The following is a 24171-nucleotide window of genomic DNA, read 5'->3' on the forward strand; positions in this document are numbered from 1 at the left end:
ATTAATTCGACATTTAATATAAAACCACCTTTCAGGTGGCTTTATATTAAGACACCTTGATGATTATCACTTGCAACCTAAGCTCTCAAACTCTTCTGTCGACATATACTCTGTAGTTGGCAGATAATCTCCCATTACGGCGTATTCATCGCCTGGCGTTGAAGTATTTTGAATAGCTTGGTGAAAATCCTCTTTCGGCAGCATATTTCTGACAATAAGCAGCGCCTCATTCAAGCGGTTCTCTCCTCCCTCAATCACACGCCCAAATCCATCACCTTGCTCAGTCCAAGGCAGGTAGTTATGCCCGCATTCATTAGTCGCATTAATCGGTTTATCGGCTAATAGACTCGTCACAACAGTGAAGTAACCATCCTCATCCACCGTTAACTCCTCATCAAACAGACAAGCGGTAACAGCCTGAGAGTAATACTCATTTTGGCATATAGACCAGTATCTTAACTGAGAGTCACTCTCATCATAAGTTGGCACTGATATTAACGTTTTAGGAATAGAGGGGAGCTTTCCTCTCGTCACTGCCACCGCACCAAAATCATTATTCAGAAATGTACTGACATATTGATTATCGGCATTGGCATAGAAGGTCACCTGCCGCTCAGGCATACCGTCACAGCGACCTAAGAAGGCGCATTGAAAACCAAATGTGCCATTATAAGCCGCTCTCCAAACAGCAGGGTTCTGGGCAGGTTCTACCGCTGGGTTAGCCCTTACCTGCTGATAAGTTTGTGCAGGAACTAGAGGAATAGATAAGTTATCAGCATCAACCTGCAGAGCACTACACGCTTGCTCACCCACGAGCACCTCTCCTGATTCAAGGGTCAATTCAACAGCAGGAAGCGGGACATCTCCAAGCCCATCACGGCCCTCATCGGTGACATAGATGCGATAAAGAAGTACCGATTTATCACCTGCTCCAACATAATCATAGAGAGTATTTGGGGCCTCCTCTCCATCAGGCTCACCTTGGGCTATCTCAATGGTGAAATCTCTTGGGCTAAGTTGACGCTCAGCTCCCTGCAGATAAGGATTAAATGATCCAAGATCTGGCACTATGTTCTGATCGGTTAAAGATGATGCCGGAGAGGTATCTAGGCGATAACTGTTTAGCGACATGTACCTAGCATGGGGATATTGGCCATTGAGTGTCAACTTAGCACCACTAGGCAGTTTGTAGCCCGCATGCCAGTAGTTAGCACCAGTATCTGGGTAAGCAAAGTTACGATCGGGATGATCAATATTGTAAGGCCCAACCCAAAAGCATGGACTCGGTGTCACCTCCTTTTGAACCACCTCTTGAGTGTCATCATCACAACCACTAAGCAGCACTGCAGACAAAGAAGCGCAGATAACAGCAAGTGTGAAGCGCTTTCCTCCTAACCAATTTAAGCTATTCATATCCATACACCCTTCCCCATCTATTTATCATTTTTATTAAGCTTGCCGCCTGCAGGTACGATTAAATCAGCACTTTGTTAAAACTATCTGAGCGGGTTTGAGATCAAGCCTGTTTATTTGTAACCTAGCTTATCTAGGAGTGAATTAATGGTTACATCGGGACAGATTTATGACTTTAGAAGACAAGTTAACAGTACCGACTGAGGCAACCACCCTATCTTCTTGGGCTCTTGCCATCTGCCGAACCATAGACAGTTACGGCGTCGAAAGTGGCGAATTACTGCAGCAAGTTGGTATTAACCCCACACTACTTCAAGACCCCAATGCTCGCATACCAACAAAGCTCGTCACACAACTTTGGCAACTGGCAGTGGTGACGACCGGAGATGAATCCATAGGACTAAAGGTGGCTAATTTTGTTCAGCCAACCAGTTTTAATGCTTTAAGCTTTTCGCTGCTAGTCAGTGAGTCACTACTTGATGCTTGGGAGCGGGTAAAACGCTACTATGAGATCATCAGCAATGTGCTAGAGATGAAAATCGAGAGAGGCGAAAAAGAGTCCGCACTCTGCTTTATTCGTTTACCCGAAAAACACTATGCCGATGAGGCGATAGATGCCTTTATGGCAACAAACCTCTCTATATCGCGACAGATAAGTCATGGGCAACTGCAACCAAGTAAGCTCGAACTTGAGCGAGCCACTCCCATAAACCTTAGCCCCTTTCACTCGCTGTTTCTCTGTCCAATCGAATTCAATTCTGATGGTAATCGTATCTACTTTACCAATGAAGCACTTAACATCCCATTTCCCTCAGCTAATAGGGCGCTAGCACTGAAAAATGATCTTGCCGTTGAGGAGTACCTAGCTCAGCTCTCGGCTCAATCCTTCAGCAGCAAGGTTGCTAAAGAGATAGTTATCGCCATGAGCCTAGGTAACCCAGAGCGAGAAAGCATAGCTAAAACATTCCATATGAGCAGTCGAAACCTCCAGAGAAAGCTAAAACATGAGCAGACCAGCTTCAGTGAACTGTTAGATTCCATCCGTAAGGATCTTGCATTGAAATACATACTCAATTCTGAAGTTGCAATTATTGAGATATCTTTTCGATTAGGCTTCAAAGACCCAAGTAATTTTACCCGTGCATTTAAACGCTGGTACCAGAAATCTCCCCTCCAATACCGTAAACAGAAATAACTTTTAGTCTCTACGCCATAAGGTGTTTATTTAATAACCACCTCGTTCAACAATCGATATTATGACTATTGCTATCTCATCGAATTAAGGTAATTTGATTAAAACGCCAATTAAGGAGCCTTATATGAAACAAGGTAAGCACGATCCGCAACTGTTAAAACTCGCGATGGAGATTGGTGTAGGCTATGCAAAGAAGAGAGGATTCGCCGACTTCGACAAGGGGATCTCACCTAAAGATAAGGTAGAGTGCATCTACCGTTTACTAGTGACAGATAAGCTTATTCAACCTCTGGCAAAAGATAAAGAAGATGGGCCAAATATGAAACATAAACTGATTTTATGGATCACTCGTCAACTGCCCGCGGATCATGAGCTACTAAACTAATAACTAAATATAAAATGGGAGTGAATTGCCATAGTTCTTCGATATAGCACCACTCCTTCAACGCTTAATGCTTAGAGCTTTTATCGAGTTTTGTTAGCTTAAATTTTGAGCCGACAACTCTGGCTGATAGATACTGTACTGGTTCCTTCCTGCTTGTTTTGACTGATACATGGCTAGATCTGCTACCGTCAATAAACGCTCTAAATCACGACCATGTTGAGGGTAGACTGAGATACCAACACTGGCTCCCATCTCTATTGTCACATCATCAGATAAAGAGAAGTTTTGGCTCATTGTCATAACCAGTTTTTCCCCCAAAGACGCTATTGCAGCTTCGCCCCTATCCTCAAGTCGGCTTGTGTCAAAATAGCAGCCAACAACAAACTCATCGCCTCCCCAGCGAATGCAGATATCATCATTTCTAAATACAGACATTAACCGCTTACCAACCTCAACTAGCACCGAATCTCCCGCTTCATGGCCATGGATATCATTAACGGCTTTAAACTTATCCAGATCGATATTCAGAATCACAGCCATCTCACTGTTCTCACTTGCTCTATTGAACAAAGACCTCAATAACCGCTCACCAGCACGTCTATTTTTCAAATGAGTTAGTGCATCATGATCGGCCTCAAAGCGTGTACTCACCTCTCTCTCCGTTCGCTCTGTCACATCATACATTAAGACTTCGATGATCAGCCCACTCTCCTTATCGCAGTCCATCACTTTTGAAAATAAGCAGTGTACCCAACAGTCACGACTATCGGCCTGAGTTTTCAACTTTAAATCCAGAGCAACTGTGTCCAAATTATTGTCATGTCTGATTTTTAAAAGAAACGCCTCCAACTGCTCTTGATTATGAAACCAATCAGTTAGCTTTAAGCCTATCGCATCTGAAATTGAGTGGGTTTTTAAAAGAATACTCTGAAAGGCTGGATTGGCAGTAACGAGCAAGTTGTTGCCATCGATTAAACAGATCCCCGCACTTGCCTGTTCAAAGATCAGCCTAAACTTCTTCTCCAACACCTCTGTTTTCTCCCTCATATCTCGCTCTGACTCAATTGAGCTATTCAATGAAGAGATAAGTCGGTTTATCCCTTTAGCAAGACTGCCAATCTCATCACCGTGATGGAATCTAGGAACCTTAATCTCTATATCTTTTCCTGGCTCTACCTCTTCAAATTTATCGGTGATCTCATTAAGTGGGGAGGTTAAAGTTTGATGTACAATAAGAGAAACAAGCAGGGCTGTTGTGACCGTTAACAAAGCTAGCATCTGAGCTTGATTCACCGCTGAGCCTTTAGCGTTATAGTTAATATACACCTCATCGGCTAACAGCCTTAACTCACCTATCTGCTCTGCCTCGTTAAAGGGGTGAAATAGCTTAATCTGCTCAACATGGTCTAAATTTAAGAGTGACCCAGAACCTGAGTCCAGAGAAAAACCTGCAACACTCACCAGCTCAACAGCAGCAACAAGATCATTCATCGCCAAACCAGTGAGAATCTCTTTAGCCAACTCCTGATCTTGGACATAAACAGCAATTGTCGCTGTCTTCTCGACCGTTTTGACTAGCTGATGAATGTCTGCTCTGGCTCGCTCTTGAATTCTAGCCACTTCACCAAAATAAAAGGCGAAGGAGCTTAAAGCTGCGATAATTGCAGCTCCTACAGCAATAGCTGCTGCCACTTTAAAATAGAGCTTGCGGCTAAAACGTCTCAAAGCGGTAAACCACCTTCAAACCTTCTGTTAAGTCTTGACTGGAGATATAACCAATCGCCAAGTCTGTTTGCTGGATCTGTGTAATTAATGCCTCTGGTGAATCCGCTTCCTCAGGAGGAACACTTCTGCCAGAGAAGAGTAGTCGTGCCCAATAAGCATTCACCTGTGCCTCAGTTCTATTCACCAGCAATTTATAAAATTGTCCTTTGGTTTTTGACTTAGATGCTAGATCAAATACTCTAGCTTTATCACCATTTGGAAAGGTGACATAACGGCCCATAAAGAGATCCACCACTTCACCCTTTGTGAGGGATTCAACCCGACTCCCCTCACTGACCACAACCAGTAGCTCTTCAGCTACCACAGTAGGCAATAAGCAGATCAGAGTGAGTAACACCATTAAGAGTTTCATAGGCTAAAAATAAAGCTGAAGTTGAGTGAAAAGAGATTGATGTTTTCATCCTGAAGTTGCGGCATTGAATTGGGTTTAGTCCATAAGACATTACCCGCCATATCAACCTTTGTATGATCCCATTGAAACTTCAGGCTAGTGTTAGGGTACAGATCCCATCTGACACCTAAACTGTAAGTTCTTTGTTCACCTCTTACCGCATTCACAGCAAACTGTGAACCTTGATATAATCCATTGATCTGACCAACGACTTCAGGGGGAAGCAGCTGCGTAGGAACCTGAGGCGATTTAAACGATATAGGGTCATCAACGTTATTTAAGTAGGAAGCTACAGAGTAAAAAGTAAGATTATCAAAACGATACCCAACACTTAAATAACCAGTATAGTAAGGTGGAACAATTCCCCAATCAGATTCAGTTAAACTAAACTCAGACTGAACAACCCATCTATCGCTGTCATATTGCAAACCTAATGCATAATATTGAATTCCTTTTTTAGGCCCATCTAATACATTAGAGATGCTAGCAGCATCAGGCCAAAGCTGAGGTGGCAGCGCTCTGAGCCCCTCCACAAGATTTTGAGTGACAAAATCAACCTCATCAACTTCAGCATCGGTTATCGCTAACCTAAATAACCATGGAGCCTGAGTAAATATCGAACTAAAAACGACAACATTCTTAAGATCAATTTCAAATTGATTGGCGTTTGCGCTCAGTACCGAGTGAGACCGACCATAAGCTAACTTATTCTCCCACACGCCATCGCCCAAATTAGCAACATAGCTGACGTCAACACCATCAATTTTAGCTATTGAGGTAGAGAGCTCATAAAATTCAGTAATAGGCCTAGCCCATAGATAGGCATAACCTACATTTCTATATTCTGAGAGCATATAAAGATCAGAGCTAGTCCGCCCAACCCTTAATGCCCAGTTACGACTCGGTCGATAACGCAGAAACAGCAACTCCAGACTATCTATCGCTTCACTGCTTATTCTATCTTTAATAACCACTTGAGCCACGGCATCAAAACGCTTAGGAAGCCTTGCGTTGAGTTGTAAACCTATCAGGGAGTCGGCATTAAATGAGTAGGTATTACTGGCAGGTTTTACAGTTAATTCACTATGGAATTTAAGCGCATCACTACTGTTATGCACCACTCCTAATGTCCCGAAACCGCTAAAAGTCAGGTCGAACTCAGACTCTTCAGCTTGGAGTGAATGAATAGATGTTAGAGATAACGCCAGAGATAAAGAGAGTATCCATCCCCTAGCTAACCATACCTTTGCAATATAAGATTTGATATTCATCCCCTACTTTCATTCACTCAAGATCTGCAACACTCAAATTCAAACTTTCACCACCTCTATTAAACGTAGAACATCTACCTCTAAATCAGCAATGTATGAAGCTAAATAGTTTAATGCTGATTGGTATAAAAGCTCATTGGGATTATTCACAGGGTAAACTGGGGAAGCTGAAAACAAAAAAGCAGCGATGAGAAGGTATCTCAACCGCTGCTTCCATTTAGTCAGCTTTTACTATTTAAGCTGTCTCTTTTTTCCAGCCCAATCTTTTCTCAATTGAGTCGATCATCGCTGAAGCAACGTCGATCCCCGTTGCAGTCTCGATGCCTTCAAGTCCAGGTGAAGAGTTAATCTCTAGCAACAAAGGACCTTTACTTGAGCGGATGATATCAACACCGGCAACTTCTAACCCCATGGTTTTAGCTGCTTTAATCGCAAGCTTTCTCTCCTCAGGAGAGATCTGAACCAATGAAGCTGTGCCACCTTGATGGATATTAGCTCTAAACTCACCCGGCGCCGCAGTACGCTCAATCGACGCAACAATTTTGCCATCGATAACAAAACAGCGTAAATCTTTACCTTGTGCTTCCTTAATAAACTCCTGAACCAACAGGTTAGCCTTCAGAGATTTAAATGCATTGATCACACTCTCTGCCGCTTTTCGGGTTTCAGCAAGCACAACACCTTTACCTTGAGTTCCCTCAAGCAGCTTAACAATCAGCGGAGCCCCACCAACCATATCAATCAGATCGGTTGTGTCCGCTGGTGAGTTTGCAAAACCGCTAGTTGGGATATCTAAGTTATTCTTCTGCAATAACTGCAGAGAAAACAGCTTATCTCTAGAGCGAGTGATCGCTTCAGAGGTGTTCAATGCCATCACACCTAAACTCTCAAAGTGACGAGTTAGTGCGCAGCCGTAAAACGTCATACTTGGACGAATACGTGGAATAACAGCATCAAGATCATTTAAGATCCGACCATCACGGTAGTGCACCTCAGGTTGAGATGCATCTAACTTCATATAGCACTGCTTTACATTAAGGAAGTACATTTCGTGGCCACGTTGCTGGCCAGCTTCAATAATGCGCTGGTTACTGTATAAGTTTGGATTACTTGCCAGTAATCCTATTTTAAGACCACTTCGAGGAACCTCTACATGGCCATATAGCTCTTTAGCTTCATCGTCGCTCATCTCACCTAAACAGCAAGTGCTCGAAGGATCGACTAAGATCTTACTGCCCATAGCTTCACGACCCAGCAACATGCGATAGCCCATGTTGGCACGGTTAGTCAAAGTCAGCTCAATCTCCCAACTCTGCTCACCAAGTTGTAGCTGTTCGCGTACAACATAGCGCTTTTCTGTTTCGCCATTTGAACTCTTGATCACACGACGATCGATAAGTTTTGACTCACACAGTAGGGCAACTTTACGGCCACCCTGTAGAGGGTGAACTTCGTAACTCACCCAAGTGCCATCTTCGCGCTTAGAGGTTGAGATATTGATTGCGTGGATAGATGATGTTTTAGCTCCGGAATCGACACGGGCCTTAATCGCTTTAATACCTAAACCAGGTAAAGCGCACCACTCTTCACTACCGACAATGATTTTATTACTCATATTTTTTGCTACATGAATAGATTAATTAAAACGAGAAAGTACACCTGTTTTCTATTTTTACAAAGATATTATTTCTAATATATTTAAACCCACTATTTTCATATAGTTAGCCAATTAAACATACCTAAAAATCTAGCTTACTCATTACTTTTTCTATTGCTGACACTTTTTTTTGCTCTAAAAACGACCAATTTCATCAACTACAGACAAAAAAATACCTATCAAAGTGATAGGTATTTTTATTAGTTAATACTTAAGTTGCAGCTAATTTAACCAAAGTTAAGCCCGCTAAACTATGCCAACTTAAGCTTAAGCATCAACAGGCGATACAACAAACAACAGATCACCTTGTGAGACTTGCTGACCATTGCTGTTTAGCACTCGTTCGATGCGATATTTCTTATCTTCAGGATAAAGCACAGCATCTTTACGGTTATAACCAGCTAGGTTCAATTGAGAGAACATCTTCATCGCTTCGGTCAGCGCTAAAGTCTGATCCGCAGTGACAATGTCACCCTCTTTAACAAAATCAGCTTCACCAGGCGCAGGAGAGGTGTAGAAGATACCTGCACCTTGTGCCATCACTTTAAGCTCATTACTCTCACCAACACGCAGTGATGCAGTATCAACACCCACAGTTTCTGCCGCCGCTTCCATCTCTGCAATCAGTTCAGGAATATCCAGCTCAGCCATCAAACGAGGTAGGTAGTTAGTGTCATACACACCTTCGTTGAATGTACCGTCTTTTAAGATACGGGTCAGTAGTGGGATATTGGTTGCAATGCCCTTAATAACCACACTGTTGGCTAAGTAGTCATGCAGCTTAGTGATCACATCTTCACGGCTTTCACCACGACAGATTATCTGCGCGATTAAGCTATCGTAGTATGGTGATACCTCTTTACCTTCGCCAGCAATAGAGATGATCTCGATATCATCACGCTCTGGCATCTGGTACTCAGTGATCAAACCAGGATGTGGTAGCAGCTGTAAAATACCATTGCTATCCAGTGCCGCTTTCTCAGCCGTCACACGCACTTCAATCGCATAGCCTTTATCTTGTGGCTCTAAGTCTTCAATTGAACGACCGGCAGCGATATCAAAACCAGCACTTACGATGTCGATGCAAGAGGTCGCTTCAGTTACTGGATGTTCAACCTGTAGTCGAGTGTTCATCTCCATAAAGTAGACTTCATTCGCGTCTAAGTTATAGATGAATTCAACAGTACCAGCACCCATGTAATCAGTCGCGTTACCTAGTGCACGAGTATATTCAAGTACCTTCTCTTTCAGCTCTTCAGGCAACATAGTCGAGCCTGACTCTTCAACAACCTTCTGGTTATTACGCTGAACTGAACAGTCACGAATACCCAATACCTTAGTGTTACCAAACTGGTCACGAAGCAACTGAACTTCGATGTGACGCAGTGAAGTGACATATTTTTCAAGGTAGAGATCACCATTACCAAATGCTGCTGCAGCTTCGGTAGAGGTCTGTTGGAACAGGCTTATCATGTCACCTGGGCGTTCAACAACCTGAATACCTTTACCGCCACCACCTTGTACCGCTTTAAGCAGTACAGGATAACCAATCTCATTGGCCACATTTACCGCTTGCTCAGCATTAGTCAGGATACCGTGACTACCAGGAACAACTGGAACACCATTCGCTTGAGAGGTCTTAATTGCGTTCGATTTGTTACCCATGGTCGTCATCGAGTGAACACTTGGTCCAACGAAGTTAACACCATTGTTAACACACAAGGCAGCAAACTGCGGGCTCTCAGAGAGGAATCCAATACCTGGGTGAAGTGCATCTACATTCTCATATTCAGCAACTTTAAGTACTGAGTATGCGTTTAGGTAACTCTCATCTGAAGTGTTACCACCGATACAAACAAGCTTATCGTGATCTTTAAGCATATCGGCAGGTACCGAGGTCATATCAGGATCCGATGCAACCAGTACGACATTGATGTCGTTGTCGTGTGCCTTACGGATAAGTTTAACCGCAGTACAACCACGAGCATGAACCAGAACCTTATTGATAGGCTTCATTAGCTGACGAGGATCGTCTTGGACAATCTCTTCATCGGCCACCAACATCTCAGGCACTAAGGTTGATAGCGCTTTGGTGATCACCTCTTCAATCTTAGCCGTTGGTTTAGGCATAAGCGGATCAATTCCCGCTAGCTGCTCATCAATGGTGTCACTAAACGGGTTAGTAACCAGCGCATTCATCGCACCTGGCACTTTTGACAAATAGTTAGACAGAGTCGCTGTCGATGGCAGGTACGCAGGAACAACCATTTGACCAGCAAACGGCATGTTAGTACCAGACAGGTAGTAAGTTTGCACAAGTGGGTGAGTCACAAAACTCGCCTGAGCACCACCAGTACAGTCACCATAACCAAACATCAGAACTGGAAGCTCATTGTCACGAATAAAGCGTGTGATACGATCGTTAACCACAGCCATAGAGAACAGTGCCGCAGCGCCCTCTTTCGTCTGCATACCGCCAGAGCTAATAAAACAGATAACAGGTAGCTTACGCTTAGCACACTCAATTAGCAGTGCAGAGAACTTCTCGGCACTGGCCATATCAAATGCACCCGCCTGGAATGCAGTGTTTGATACCGCAACACCGACTTTCATCTGCTGACCATCTTGCTCAAAATCAGCCATACCTGTGATAAGACCACAAGGACGGATACCTTTATCGAGTGCATCTTCGATAGAGAGTCTAAAACCTGGGAAGTTAAGCAAGTTGGCAGACATCTTGTCGCCATTAAACTCTTCGAAGTCGGTGAAGAACTTGTTGGTGATATTTTCCCAACTCATCTTACCGCTGCGCTTCTCATCACGTAGCACTTTCTGGATCAACAGATCCTGATAGCCCATGGTGAGACGGTTCCAGAAATCTTTACGACGACCGATACGCACAGGGTTGATTGCACCTGTGTACTCATTGTCTTCGCTTTCACTGTCGAAATACTCAGGCAGTAAGCGCTCAAAGAAGTAGGTCAAGATAACGAACAGACTGTCATTTAACTGAGGGAAACCAACACTCTTCCACTGCTCAGTTTTAGTTAGCAGCTCAGCACGGTTTGACTGAGACATAAAGAACTTCAGCCACTTGTAGAACTTACCTTTATCGTTAGCCGTATCTTGAGTCGAAATCGCACGGTCAATAGAGTCATGAAGCAAGTTATCGACAGATGCACGAGACAAGCTCTTAGACATCATTGCTTCCTTAGCGATTGACGCTAGGTTACCCACAACATTGTCATAAAGTGCGTTAAAGATAAGGATGTTGTAACACTGCCAGATAAAGTCTTCACGAAGCTCATCGTGAATAACCACATCAAGTACAGTCAGCTGGTTCAGCTCAGGCCAATCGGCTTGAGTGACTTCTGGTGGCAAGGTTTCAAGGTACTGAATAAGCCCTTTAAAGTTGTTCTCAGCGTTGCCTTTCCAGCGGTGGTATAAAGACCAACCGATGTTAAATAACAGCGCCTTACGTGCTTTTTTGTAGTTCTCTTTTGGTTCACCCAAAATCAAACGAGTTAGCATATTACGCTCTGTAGAAACCTCATCACGCTTAGCGGTGAAGTTGCCCCACAGCTTATTTAGCTCTTCATCGTAAACCAGTTTATCTGGGCTTGATAACCAAGACTGAAAGACACGATCTTGCTCCTGCTGAATACGAGCCAGCAGATCACCTTCAGGTACGCTGACCTTAGACAGACGACCATACTGTTCTTGAGAGATAGAGTGAATACGGCTACGTAGCGTCAGGTAACGCAAGTAACGATATGCACTACCAAACAGGTTAAGGTGCATAGTCGGGTTATTCGCTACAGCCAGCTCAGCATGATCCTCTAGCGCCGCTAGGTTTTTAGAGGGACTTAGGAAGCGGCTTAGACTGCGGTCATAGTGTTCACGCAGGTCGTCAGACTCACGCACAAACTGAATAGCAGCCTGCTCAACAGCTTCAACACTGCTAATGATTGCACGACGTAGATTATGTTGACGCTCATCTTTATCAGATGGAGAGAAATCGATGATGCCGTCGATACAACCAGATGTGTATAGCTCTTCAGGTGATACACCAACAGATTTTGCACACTCCTGCCAAGAGAGGTTGTACTTACGAGCAATGCTCTGCAAACCCTGTGGCTGAATGGTGTTGAAGATACCATCACGCAATGAAAGTAGAATGTTAGCTGCTGCTAATGGGATAGCGCCACCTGAGTAACCAGCACCAATCACGATACCGACTGTCGGTACGTCAACGTTAGCACTTTCAGCAATCGCTTTAGAGATGCTGTGCGCTTGGTTCTGGCTATTGGCAATCTCACCAGCATCCGCACCGGGGGTGTCGATAAGGTAGATAATTGGCATCGCCAATTCAGCATACTGACGGATAGCCTTACAAGCTGCGAGGTGGTGCTCTGGCAACCAAGCGCCATTACCCGTTGTACGCTCTTGGGCGATAAAGCCTAAGCGGCGGGTACGCGTTCCGAAATTAAGTTCAATTTCAGCACTGTAAAATGGACCCATATGGGTTTCGGCAATCAACTTGCCTTTTAGGTCAGCAATGACGCGCTTAGCGCCAAGGCGGCTCTTATCCAATGTAGGTTGGATCACGCGAGCGACATAACCATCTACATCTAGCTGCTCCAGTTCTTTAAGATTTGACTGGATAGCTTCGTCATCTAAGAGACCTTTAATCTCTTCAGATAAACTCTGTTTACTGTGCTCAGGAAACAGTGAAAAGTCTTGTGACAGGTGCTCAGCTTTCAGAAAAAGCGGATCGGCTGATTGAGCTTGAGTCATGTTTGTGGGCTTATTGTTGCTGGTCATCAATTGATCCTCTGCTTAGCCTCTAAAATTTTTAGCTAATAAATATAACTTTGTTAAGGTGTCAAATACCATTAAACTAGCTTAGACGCTTTGTTCCATATTTGAGACAGTGACTAAAATATGCCAGATCTTAACGGTATGATGCTGTTTGCAGCGGTTGTTAGAGCCAAAGGCTTCTCTCAAGCCGCCCGTGAAATTGGCATGCCAAAATCAACCATAAGTCGTAAGGTTGCTCAATTAGAGGAGCAACTTGGAGTCAGATTACTGCAGCGAGACACTCGAAATTTGAGTCTCACTCAGGTGGGTGCACTCTTTTTTCAGCACTGTACTAGCATCAGTGATGAGATTGAAGCAGCTAAGGCCACCATTGAAAATACCCATAATGATGTATCTGGGTCATTAAGAGTCGCGATCCCTGTCTCATTCAGTCAGGAGCTGATTGCCAACTTGTGCAGTAGTTTTATGCGTCTTTACCCAAATATCGAATTAGATGTGCAGTTTACTGACAGAGAGGTGGGGCTGGTAGGTGAAGGTTACGACATTGCGATTAAGTATGGGCCGCTGCAATCATCCGATCTGGTGGCGCGCTTACTTCTGGAGCGACAGCCTATTTTGGTCGCCAGTCCAGGTTACCTTAAAGCCAACGGCACACCTGCAACACCACAGGAGTTGATGGAGCATAGCGGGATCTTATTGGGTACTTCTCGCTCGGCACCTATCTGGCCTCTAGGTAAAGGCGCTAGAAAAACCATGGTCAGCTTTAAGCGTAAAGTCAGGGTCAATAGTGCAGTCATGGTCAAGCAGTTAGTTCTGGATGATTTTGGCATCGCCATGCTATCTAATTCTGTGTGTAAAAATGAGCTAGCCAGTGGCTCACTGGTTCCCCTATTGCAAGAGTGGCCAATTGAGCCAATTAAGGTCTATGGAGTCTATTCCAGCAGGCGACAGCTGGCTGCTAATATCAGTGTTTTTCTCGACTTTTTTACCAAACGTTTCAATAGCCATGAGTCACTGCAGTCGTTAATGATGTAATACTGCTCCTATAAACATAGCTATCCCATAGATAGCAGATACAAAAAAGACGCAACAAACTAGTGCGCCTGAGACGAAAATGCCAAAGTCTCTAAAAACGATATGGGAAGCGTAAACTCACCTGATAATCGGGAGAGTCTTCAGTTAAACCAGCACCAATATTAGTCACCATTGAGAGTGAGTCACTCAATGCCAGTGTCGCCCCGATACCTAAGGTCGCAGTATTCGTATCTGAGCGCGGAATATCTTCCCAAGCAAATCCTTGCGTCCTCTGTTTTGTTTTAGAGTAAAACCTTTGATTAAAACTCATGCCTAAACTCATCTTCTCCGACACGGCAAAGGCTAGACCTACGCTGTAGTCGATATAATCCCCCAGATCTATCTCACCGGGAGAGTTCCCCTCAAGTCCTGACAGATCACCAAACTCACCCGGCAGAGACCAACCGTAATTGAGGTTGAAGAAGACGATGGCAGGATCATAGGTCTTAGCAATACTAAACCCTGTGGAGATCCCCCACACTCCTGACCCTGTAGCTATCTCAGTTGGATAAGTTAAATTGGCTGTTGGAGATGACGCTAGCGGAATACCAAAAGGGTGTTTCCCAGTAGGCGCCTTAACCCTGACATTCCACACCAAATCTGGCCAGCCACTCCCCTCTTTGACTAAACGATAGTAAGCCGCAACGCTCATATCACCAATCTCACCACCATCAGTTTCTGCGGTCTCGTAGCGCTGACTTGAGTTCCCCTCGCCAACAGAGTCATATTGATTCCAGCGATACATAACGGGAATATTCATCTCAAACTGCCAACGATCTGTTGCGCTATAACGAGTCACCAGATCCATCTGTATCGTATTGGAACGGATCCTGTCTAAATTAAGGTTGCCAAGAAAGATCGCATCTAGCGCCAGAAATCCCCTTAATACCAGATCTTTTCGGCTGTAGTAACTGTAAGTAAATGAGGTCTCAACAGTGAGAGGACGGTCAAACACATTATGGGCCTCCTGAAGTACATCCTCTGTACTACGCCCCCTGTCTGGTGCTTTTTTCTTGGTAGAACTTTGACTGGAAACTGTTTCAGCTCCAGTGCTAACTTGTGCTTTGGCTACAGGCTGGCGTTGAATACTTGCATCTCTACTACCCACTGGCTTTTGATTGGCATCACCACTTTTCAAGTTAGCCTCTTTGGTCAAAACCTGTCTGGCAATATGGTTTATCGCTTGTTGTTGCTGTTTTAGCTGCTTATTAAGCATGATGAGTTGACGTTTTAACTGAGCTATCTCTTGCTCTTCTGTCACTGTTTTTTGTACTTCAACACCCTGTGCAAAACTCAAGTTAGTGAGTAAGCATAGAGGTGAAAAAGTAACTAAAATCCCGGCATTTATCCTTGTAAGTTTCATCAGACTATTCCTTTAGCTATGCTTCTAGTATCCCTGAAGTAGCCTTTTTAATATTTCATGGCATTTTCTAAAGCCTATATGCAGTCAGTTATTTATATATTTATTAGCTGATTAAGCACTAGGCTGTGCATTGTTAATTTTTTCCTTTTAATTTCATTAAACCTCCTACCGATGTGCTTTCTCTAACCTGAGTTAACCCTTGAAATGCCTACAACCCCAAAACAATAAGATCGTTAATATGCTGCGCCATCAATTGATTATGTTGGCTCGCAATATCCACTCCCTGATAACGGATCATCGCTTGATTGCTCACCCCATGAAAAGCGCCGCCAATATTGATAGATTGTATTAACTGCCCATTGCCATTATTGATAACAACTCCCTGAGTCGCACTTCCGCCAGGCAACGACACTTGGTAGCCCAATCCTCCAGGCTGAGTTGAGAACACCACATGGCCATCACCGCTGATCAAGGTTTGACCTATGTCAAACTGAGCTCCTCCAAGGGCTTGCAACCTACCTTCACCGATATCCATATCATTGAGTGCTCTGTTTTGATCGCCCGCGATCTGAATTTTCTGCTGCAGGCCTGTCTGTTGACCAAGGCTGGTTAACGATACTGAAGATCCATCAGACACAGTCACAGGCTCCTCTATACTCACTACCACAGCGGGTGAATCCCCCAGCAGACTTAACTCCACCTGCATCTGTACCTGCCTTGAGACCCCTTGAGCGGTTAGATATTGAGTTCGCATCTGCAGGCCAAAATAGTAGTCTTGTCCACTTTGTGTGTACTTACCTCTCATCGTCGCCAACACTTCGTCCGGCAACTCAAGCTTATTGTTAGTAAAGTCGAGGTTTAACTCTGACGCTTCAAGCGGCACCGCCACTGCCGTACATAAGCAAGCCATCCATAGATATTTCATCCTTCCTCCTAAAGCATGTCTGAATACGCGAACCCAAACTCCATTAGCTCCGCATCGGTTAATGGCTTATGGGTAGATAAAGCCCGATAAGTGAGTCTGGCCCGAGGTTGCAGCAGCTTGTTCTGCTTGTCGTACTCTTTACCAATGACCACAAATACAACCCGATTCCACTTCTGAACAAACTCATCCAGTGCCATTATCCTATTTCCTAACGCAGGATCTCCCAGATAGACCAGTCCATCCTCTACACGCCTTAACACCACAAAATGGTGATAACCAGAGTCGTTTAACAGTACAATCGCAGGGATCTTCAGTAGCAGTAGCTCCTCATCACTTATGTTGTAGCCTCGCCCTCTGAATTCACGGGCAGTAAGGTATCGCTTCATATCCAGCAGAGAAAACCCCTGCTGTTTAACCACATCAATATCGGCTGATTCCAACATGCCAAGCAATACACTCTGCTCAGTTATCTCATCATTGCCATAAGCGTACTTAAGTATGCTCGCAAGGCTCGCGGCCCCACATGAAAAGTCTGTTTTCTGCTCTATCACATACTCAAAACGACGCTCACGTATACTCTGTATCTCTTTGCTATAACTCCCCATGCCTTTGACTAAACCGTCAAGTACCATCTCAGCGGCAACCAAAGAAAAAATGGGAATAGATAACAGAGACACAAGTACGACAATTAATGTGTATTGCAAAAAGATATTCATCTGAATCATTGACCTTAAAAAGGGGGAGTAAACTCCCCCAAAATTAACCTGAGTATTATTCAGAAATAATAGTGCCAGCCGCCGAGATAGCAGTTAAAGCCAAGCTGTTTGCTTGAAGGTTACTGGTACCTGACGCCATATTCACCCCAATATTACCGCTAGCACCGGCAAACGCTGTTCCGGATATAGAAGCTGTATTGTTGGTCTTTTGAGTCACAGTTTGAATAAAGAAAGGTAGTTGACCGCTGACAGTACCACCGAGCGCTAGATCTCCCTCTTCAGCAAAGGTCAAACGCTCATCACCAGTTGCATTATCGCCATCAATATCGATATGACCCCAAGGTTCAGTACCTGGACCGTCATGTTCAATATTACCGGTCCAGATCTCAGGGTAGTATGCACCGGTATGGGTTGCTGTACCTTCATAGGTACCTGATGCATCAAGTGCGAGATTGACATCAATATACTCCACAGAGTCCTGTACAACCCCCATGTTGTAAGTGCCATTCGCCATCGCCATCTGCACGTTAGAGACTGAAGCTTCCCCTAGGTTTCCGCTGTAAGATGACAGGGCCATATTGTTAGCCTGTACATTGTTATTGCCCGATGCCACATTCACACCGATATTACCTGAGGCTCCCTCAAATGCAGCGCCAGAAACCGATGCAGTATTGGTTGAACCATAATTGAACACGCCGTTATAAACGCTGGACTGCTGACTAAATACCTCTGCGTCACCTGAGCCGAAAGCAAAATCGGCATCAATAGAAGCTAATGCAGCTGAGTTAGCCTGAACGTTGTTATCACCAGCTGCTACGTTTACTCCAATATTACCCGTAGCTTCACTAAATGCATTTTCCCCAATGGAACTATCATTATCGTGATAACTGTTGTCTGTCATGTTTCCACTGGAACTCTGGTTATTTTCAACCACAGCCATTCCTAAACCATTAGCCTCAATCTGACCACTGATCCTGACAACACCTTTATATTTTAAGTCTTTCTCAACATTGACAGTTTTGGTCAGAGTGACGTCACTGTCTGAATATTCATCTGCATTTACAAAGGTTGAACCACTAATTGCGGCAGCTATACTAAGCACCAAAGTGAGTTTTTTCATCTTTTCTATCTCCATTTATGATGATTTAATTCCCACTGGACAACTGCAGTGAGAATCGGTTTATGGCGGTGTTGCCATCGCCAGAAATTTGATTAAGTTGGACGATCCCTTGGACTTCAGAGAAACTATCAAGAGCGATATCTGTTGAATTTGAGGCCTGCTGTCCGACAGAAATCGGACTTGGTGAGCTCGATACTTGAGTCAAAGCGCTATCACTTAATCCAAGCGCACTTAACCCAAGTCCATTTACGGTTGCCAGTTCAATTGTGCCTAAGTTTGCTTGGGTATTACCTCTACCACTAACTTGGTTAATACCAATTAAACCTTGGGCGCCGACAAAAGCCTGGCTTTCAATAACGCTGGAGTTAATGGACTCATATTCATCGAGGATTGGATCGTTGAACAAACTTTCCTGAATGGATAACAAGGTGACGCTAGGGCCAATGCTGTGAGCATTGGCTTGTACATTTTGATCCCCCGCAGCGATATTAACCGCGGTGCGCCCCTGTACATTTTGAAACGATCCTGAGCCTATACTGCTCGTTTGATCTGTGTAAGCCGAGTGGGAGAGTCCCATCATAGACAGGGCTACAAAGTATCGAATATCCATATTTCACTCAAATCCATGTGTGTAGACTTAAGTAAGTAGCAATTGCGATGCCAAAAAAATAAACCTTATATTTCAATATATTAGTTAGAATCGGATTTCTTACCGTCTTATTTTTGAGATCGCAATTTTATAAGTTATTGTTTTTTAATAATCTTATTTTTTATCTTAATTCTTATTTTTTAGACACAGCTCCTCTGACTGGTCAATATCGTGTTTTTCCAATAGTCGGTACAAGGTAGCTCTAGAGATCTGAAGGTGCACGGCAGCCTGCTCTGCGTGGCCATTACTAAACTGCATTGCATTAATAATTGCCGTTCGCTCAACTTGATTTTTCAACACCTTTAATGGCAACAGCTCTACCTCTTTAATGCTAAGTAGATCCAATGCAGCTGCATTTACCCTACCTTTATCGCTTAATACCACAGCACGTCTCACTCGGTTTATCAGTTCACGCACATTACCAGGCCAATCATGCCTTTGAAGTGCACGGCATGCATCATCGGTCAGATGACAACCTGGAAAATCAAACTCCCTAGCAAACACATCAACAAATTGTCTGGCTAAAGGGAGGATATCTTCACTGCGCTGTTGCAAAGTCGGAGTATTGAGCGTAACGCCATTAAGACGATAGTAGAGATCTAACCTAAACTCCCCTTTCGAGATCGCAACATCGAGATCAATATGAGTCGCAGCCAAAATACGAACATTAGCTTTACAAGCACCAGTGCCTCCTACTTTGTCGAACACACCTTCTTGCAGAAAGCGTAGCAAATTAGCTTGCTGATCCAACGGAAGGTCGCCAATTTCATCAAGAAAGAGTGTGCCAGTATCTGCTAACTCAATTTTTCCTTTTCGCTCAGCCACAGCGCCAGTAAAAGCCCCCCTAGCATGACCAAAAAGTTCAGATTGCACTAACCCCGATACCATAGAGCCACAATTCACGGCAACAAAAGGCCCTGAAGAACGACGTGACTCTTGGTGAATGTTAAGTGCGACCAACTCTTTACCAGTGCCACTTTCGCCACGGATCAAAACTGGAATATCGGTCGGTGCGACACGACTAATCTGCTCATCCAGAGCCTGCATAACAGGAGAGTGGATCAACATAGATTCATTTTCTGATTTTAAACTTGATTGGCTTATTCGTTTCAGAGTAGAAAGACCGGAGGCATGACCTAACATCCTAAAAAATCTTCCGTGATCTATAGGCTCAGTATGGTAATCCCAAGCGTACTTACCTATTACTCTTTTGATATCTGTATTTTTAAGCTGTTGGCGATTGACGATAATTACAATTAGCATGTGGGAGTGGATCCCATCGAGTAAACGCTCGATCAATATAAGATCGCTACAACCTCTTAGATCTATGACTCCCAGATGTTGATTGCTTTCACAAATCCCTTCCAACTCTTTAAAATCACAATGAGTGATCTGATATCCATCTCTTTTGATACTCTGATACAAGCAATCATCATAGTGTTGACTGACTAACAGAAGGTTCTTCATTGATCCCCCTAAAAATCTTATTTATAGGTCCAGCCATCCCATTACTACCCTGTTAAGATGACTTGTATGGTACTCTCTCTACTGTCCCCCTGAGATCAAGTACCAACGAAAACGCCTTACTAAAATACGCCTCAACAACAGATTTTTCTACTTAAATACAGCTAAATCCCATTCACAACCAAAAGCAAAAGCAAAACTTTACAGTCACCAGTTCGGTAAACATCTAAATAAAAAGCATATAACGCTGAAAGATTTAGTTACAATTGTAACTGGATATCTCTTAAGCAATGAGACTGCCACTGAAAGAATAGTGACTATTAAGCTCAATCACTTAGCGTCGACTTTTCATACTAAGCTTGCTGTTGCATACTGTTCATTAGAATACTGAATAAGCGCACTGTGATGACTTCCCCTAAAAGTAATCACCAAATAACTCACGAATGGACCATCTATGAACAGAGTAAGTACTGCACTCCTCTTCAGCGGCCTATTAAGCCTGCTTCCTAATGCTAATGCTAATGCTCAAATTGATCTCGATATTGAAGAGTCCAGAATTGAAAGTGCCACAGCAACACTTCCTGAGGTAACGGCTCGATATCAAGGCATAATTGATAGTTTGAGCTCACAATATCGTCAGGATACGGATGAACTTAGTGTCACCAAGATGGCTGCTAGGCAAGGAGAGCGACTGTGGCAGCAGGCAGTAAGAGATGTTCAATCTGGCAATATAGATGACAGACCCCTATATTGGAGTCGTCTTACTATGCTAAAAGAGTTAAAAACGGCTAAGTCTGGGTTCAATATTGCCCCATGGCAAAGAGAGATACTGCTTAATGCCGTGGAAAAATCCTCCCGCGGTTTCAGTAATATTAAATTTGATGATGACGCACAAATCAAAATTTTATTAAGTGGTTTCGATCCCTTTTTCCTCGATCGTAATATAGGCCAAAGCAACCCATCAGGCGTGACTGCCTTAGCCTTAGATGGATACCTATTTACGGTTGCAGGCAAAAAAGCTCAGATTGAAACTGTGATGATCCCAGTCCGCTTTGCCGATTTTGATGAAGGCCTCATAGAGTCACTACTTACCCCTGTATATCGCGAAAATAGTGTCGATATGATATTTACGGTGAGTATGGGCCGGGATGATTTTGACTTAGAGCGTTTTCCAGGGCGTAACAGAAGTGCTGCAGCACCAGATAACCTAAACGTACTCACAGGTGCCAACAAGCAAAATCCTTTGGCACCTCTCTTTGAAGGAAAAAACTTAAATGGTCCCGAATTTGTTGAGTTCTCACTTCCTGTTAAAGCGATGCAATCAGCACAAGGAAAGTGGAAAGTGAACGATAACCACAGTGTCACTACGCTAGCGAAAGGCGCATTCGATGCCAGCTCATTAGCAGAGCTAGAGAGTGCGACATCGGTTGAAGGCTCTGGCGGTGGTTACCTCTCAAATGAGATCTCTTATCGCGCAGTCCTGCTCGGTCAGCAGCTAAACAGTCAGATCCCTGTCGGCCACATACATACTCCTAGAGTCTCAGGCTATGATGCAGAGACGGAAGCTGAGATCTTAGCCCAAGTAAAAGCGATGGTCATTGCAGCTGCTGCAAGTTTATAATCAAGGTGAACCCAAAGGTGCTCGGTTTTTCCGAGCATCGATTAATAGATGAGCCAGTGGTATTGATGTTTAACTTATTCCGCCCCTCTAATACTAAAACATTAAGTAAAAAAAACTTAAGAGCGAAATCTAGCACCAATCAAGCTGAGTATTTCAACCTAACACACACATTTTCCTCTGCACTTCATAACCAAGTGGCTCTAAGGGTTCTTGAGTGCTATGACATAGCAGAAAAACAGCTAAAACAGGTTTTTCCGAGACCCGAGATCAACTTTAAACTCAGAGGAAAAAGTGCGGGTACCGCACACCTACAACAAAACCAACTCAGGTTTAACTCCACCTTGCTGACTGAAAACCAAGATGCCTTCTTTGAGCAAGTGATCCCCCATGAAATTTGCCACTTACTTGCTCATCAACTCTACGGTAGAGTTAAGCCCCACGGTCGGGAGTGGCAAGCACTAATGGTCACCTTATTTAAATTACATCCCAGCACAACCCACAGTATGAATACCCAATCGGTGGAGGGTAAACAGTTCTCTTATCGGTGCGACTGTGGACCCGTTAACCTCAGTGTCAGACGCCACAACAAGGTTGTCAGAGGCGAAACCCAATACCGATGCAGACGCTGTAAGAGAGAGTTAGTGGCTGACTTATAATACCAATCGGTAGAATGAGGCTCTTTGCTTTACTGCGTTCATCCCGTAAAATCCCGCTCAAGACAGACAAAGCTCTGCCAACAGCAGTTGGAGCCATGGTGCCACCATCGCTCCTTTAGGGATCAAAATTGAAATCGTTAACTAAAATCGGCCCAGCCTTCTTAATAGGTTTAGGGCTATCTTTGCTATTTTCTGCGCCAACTTTTGCCTCAGGCTCTCACCCAAGCAGCTTTTACCAAGCGAAGAAACGTGCAAAAGAGATCTATGCTCGCTCGCTTCCGGCAACCAGCTTTTACTGTGGCTGTGATATCAAAATCAATGGAAAGAAATGGCAAACAGATTTTGAAACTTGTGGCTATCAAGTCAGAAAGCAGGAAAAACGTGCAGCCAGAATCGAATGGGAACATATCGTACCCGCGTGGGAGTTCGGCCACCAGCGTCAATGTTGGCAGGAGGGAGGACGTAAAAACTGCGGTAAAAAAGATCAACAGTTCAAAAAGATGGAGTCAGATCTTCATAACTTAGTTCCAGCTATCGGTGAGGTCAACGGCGACAGAAGTAATTATCGATTCAGCCAATGGAACGCCTCACCTGAGCAGTATGGTCAATGTGCTATGGTGGTTGATTTTAAATCGAGAAAAGCTGAGCCCCCCAGCTATACACGAGGCCAAATAGCGAGAACCTATCTTTATATGCAACAAGCATATGGTTTAAAAATTGCGAAAAGCCAATTAAAGCTATTTAAGGCATGGGATAAAACCTATCCAGTTGATACTATTGAGTGCAAAAGAGACAGAGAGATAGCTCGCACTCAGGGGAATCATAACCCCTTTGTAAAAAACCTTTGTGACGCACAAGCAAGAACTCAATCTCTTGCGGAGTAGGAATATAGATGAGAATCCCAAGAATATATCAGGCATCGCCATTACAAATAGGCAATCAAGTCGAGCTTGATGATGAGCCAGCCTCTCATATCGGCCGAGTACTACGTATGAATGCGGGCGAGCAGATCAGCTTGTTTAATGGTGATGGCCATGAATACCTGTCAGAGATCATCTCTGCCAGTAAGAAAAATGTCTCTGTTAAGGTCCTATCTTCAACGCTTAATGAAAGCGAGTCACCACTCCACCTTCACTTAGGACAGGTGATCTCTCGCGGAGATCGCATGGATTTCACCATACAGAAATCTGTTGAACTTGGTGTAAATACTATTACGCCACTGTTTTCTGAACGCTGTGGCGTGAAGCTCTCAGGCGAACGTTTAGAGAAAAAAATACAGCAGTGGCAGAAAATAGTAATAGGGGCTTGTGAGCAGTCTGGTCGTAGTCAGGTACCGGAAATAAGGCCGGCAATGACAATTGAAGCCTGGAGCGCCGAGCAAACTGATGCAACAAAATTGAATCTACACCCAAGAGCCGCCCACGGCATCGGTGGTTTATCGCTAACATCGCCTAAAGTAAGGCTACTTATTGGTCCTGAAGGCGGACTATCTGAAGCTGAGATTATGATGACAGAGCAGTATCAGTTTACAGATGTTCTGCTTGGCCCAAGAGTATTAAGAACAGAAACTGCAGCACTCACAGCCATTAGCGCCCTGCAATTAAGATTTGGAGATTTGGGTTAACGTCCCCATATCATAATCACCCCAATTTATATCCATCGAAT

The 24171-nt window shown here is 44.0% G+C and carries 19 protein-coding genes and 1 pseudogene; 7 read left to right on the forward strand and 13 right to left on the reverse strand.

Features of this window, described 5'->3' with window-relative positions:
• Positions 1–66: 66 nt before the first annotated feature.
• Entirely contained in the window at positions 67–1413 is a 1347-nt protein-coding gene (locus SWOO_RS21110) for a hypothetical protein (protein WP_229377258.1), read from the reverse strand.
• Positions 1414–1582: 169 nt separating this feature from the next.
• On the opposite strand from SWOO_RS21110, the gene SWOO_RS21115 reads away from it, so the two are divergent.
• The gene (locus SWOO_RS21115) at positions 1583–2608 is read left to right on the forward strand and encodes an AraC family transcriptional regulator (protein ID WP_012326702.1); all 1026 of its coding nucleotides are present in this window, start codon (positions 1583–1585) and stop codon (positions 2606–2608) included.
• A gap of 124 nt (positions 2609–2732) precedes the next feature.
• A complete protein-coding gene (locus SWOO_RS21120) occupies positions 2733–2993 on the forward strand; it encodes a DUF5062 family protein (RefSeq protein WP_012326703.1) in 261 nt (86 codons plus the stop codon).
• Positions 2994–3086: 93 nt separating this feature from the next.
• Here the strand turns inward: SWOO_RS21120 and SWOO_RS21125 are convergent, their stop codons facing one another.
• From SWOO_RS21125 to SWOO_RS21145, 6 genes and pseudogenes are all read right to left on the reverse strand, one after another.
• Complete coding sequence (locus tag SWOO_RS21125; protein ID WP_012326704.1) at positions 3087–4718, reverse strand: GGDEF domain-containing protein; 1632 nt, start codon at positions 4716–4718, stop codon at positions 3087–3089.
• On the reverse strand, positions 4705–5118 hold the full coding sequence (locus SWOO_RS21130; protein ID WP_229377259.1) for a hypothetical protein: 414 nt from the start codon (positions 5116–5118) through the stop codon (positions 4705–4707). Before SWOO_RS21130 ends, SWOO_RS21125 begins: the two co-directional genes overlap by 14 nt.
• An 8-nt stretch (positions 5119–5126) precedes the next feature.
• The gene (locus SWOO_RS21135) at positions 5127–6440 is read right to left on the reverse strand and encodes a hypothetical protein (protein WP_012326706.1); all 1314 of its coding nucleotides are present in this window, start codon (positions 6438–6440) and stop codon (positions 5127–5129) included.
• A gap of 235 nt (positions 6441–6675) precedes the next feature.
• Complete coding sequence (gene rimK, locus SWOO_RS21140) at positions 6676–7629, reverse strand: 30S ribosomal protein S6--L-glutamate ligase (RefSeq protein ID WP_229377448.1); 954 nt, start codon at positions 7627–7629, stop codon at positions 6676–6678.
• Positions 7630–7656: 27 nt separating this feature from the next.
• Positions 7657–8055: pseudogene (locus SWOO_RS26325) on the reverse strand (ATP-dependent zinc protease family protein); the annotation flags it as partial.
• Between the two features lie 309 nt (positions 8056–8364).
• A complete protein-coding gene (locus SWOO_RS21145; RefSeq protein ID WP_012326708.1) occupies positions 8365–12921 on the reverse strand; it encodes an ATP-binding protein in 4557 nt (1518 codons plus the stop codon).
• A 120-nt stretch (positions 12922–13041) separates the two neighbouring features.
• On the opposite strand from SWOO_RS21145, the gene SWOO_RS21150 reads away from it, so the two are divergent.
• The gene (locus SWOO_RS21150) at positions 13042–13953 is read left to right on the forward strand and encodes a LysR family transcriptional regulator (RefSeq protein WP_012326709.1); all 912 of its coding nucleotides are present in this window, start codon (positions 13042–13044) and stop codon (positions 13951–13953) included.
• A gap of 91 nt (positions 13954–14044) precedes the next feature.
• Here the strand turns inward: SWOO_RS21150 and SWOO_RS21155 are convergent, their stop codons facing one another.
• From SWOO_RS21155 to SWOO_RS21180, 6 genes are all read right to left on the reverse strand, one after another.
• A complete protein-coding gene (locus tag SWOO_RS21155; protein ID WP_012326710.1) occupies positions 14045–15355 on the reverse strand; it encodes a transporter in 1311 nt (436 codons plus the stop codon).
• A 208-nt stretch (positions 15356–15563) separates the two neighbouring features.
• Positions 15564–16280 carry a hypothetical protein gene (locus tag SWOO_RS21160; RefSeq protein ID WP_012326711.1) on the reverse strand — a complete coding sequence of 239 codons (717 nt, stop codon included), beginning with the start codon at positions 16278–16280 and terminating at the stop codon, positions 15564–15566.
• Between the two features lie 8 nt (positions 16281–16288).
• The gene (locus SWOO_RS21165) at positions 16289–16996 is read right to left on the reverse strand and encodes a C39 family peptidase (RefSeq protein WP_012326712.1); all 708 of its coding nucleotides are present in this window, start codon (positions 16994–16996) and stop codon (positions 16289–16291) included.
• A 55-nt stretch (positions 16997–17051) separates the two neighbouring features.
• A complete protein-coding gene (locus SWOO_RS21170) occupies positions 17052–18116 on the reverse strand; it encodes a hypothetical protein (protein WP_012326713.1) in 1065 nt (354 codons plus the stop codon).
• A gap of 25 nt (positions 18117–18141) precedes the next feature.
• The gene (locus SWOO_RS21175) at positions 18142–18726 is read right to left on the reverse strand and encodes a hypothetical protein (protein ID WP_012326714.1); all 585 of its coding nucleotides are present in this window, start codon (positions 18724–18726) and stop codon (positions 18142–18144) included.
• Positions 18727–18891: 165 nt separating this feature from the next.
• The gene (locus SWOO_RS21180; RefSeq protein ID WP_012326715.1) at positions 18892–20232 is read right to left on the reverse strand and encodes a sigma-54 dependent transcriptional regulator; all 1341 of its coding nucleotides are present in this window, start codon (positions 20230–20232) and stop codon (positions 18892–18894) included.
• 451 nt (positions 20233–20683) lie between these two features.
• On the opposite strand from SWOO_RS21180, the gene SWOO_RS21185 reads away from it, so the two are divergent.
• From SWOO_RS21185 to rsmE, 4 genes are all read left to right on the forward strand, one after another.
• The gene (locus SWOO_RS21185; protein WP_012326716.1) at positions 20684–21850 is read left to right on the forward strand and encodes a C15 family peptidase; all 1167 of its coding nucleotides are present in this window, start codon (positions 20684–20686) and stop codon (positions 21848–21850) included.
• 17 nt (positions 21851–21867) lie between these two features.
• On the forward strand, positions 21868–22506 hold the full coding sequence (locus SWOO_RS21190) for a SprT family zinc-dependent metalloprotease (protein ID WP_012326717.1): 639 nt from the start codon (positions 21868–21870) through the stop codon (positions 22504–22506).
• Between the two features lie 146 nt (positions 22507–22652).
• On the forward strand, positions 22653–23390 hold the full coding sequence (locus tag SWOO_RS21195; protein WP_049774500.1) for an endonuclease: 738 nt from the start codon (positions 22653–22655) through the stop codon (positions 23388–23390).
• An 8-nt stretch (positions 23391–23398) separates the two neighbouring features.
• Positions 23399–24130: a 16S rRNA (uracil(1498)-N(3))-methyltransferase gene (rsmE, locus tag SWOO_RS21200; protein ID WP_012326719.1), complete on the forward strand. Its 732-nt coding sequence runs from the start codon at positions 23399–23401 to the stop codon at positions 24128–24130.
• Positions 24131–24171 lie beyond the last annotated feature (41 nt).

The organism is Shewanella woodyi ATCC 51908 (assembly GCF_000019525.1).
GTDB lineage: Bacteria > Pseudomonadota > Gammaproteobacteria > Enterobacterales > Shewanellaceae > Shewanella > Shewanella woodyi.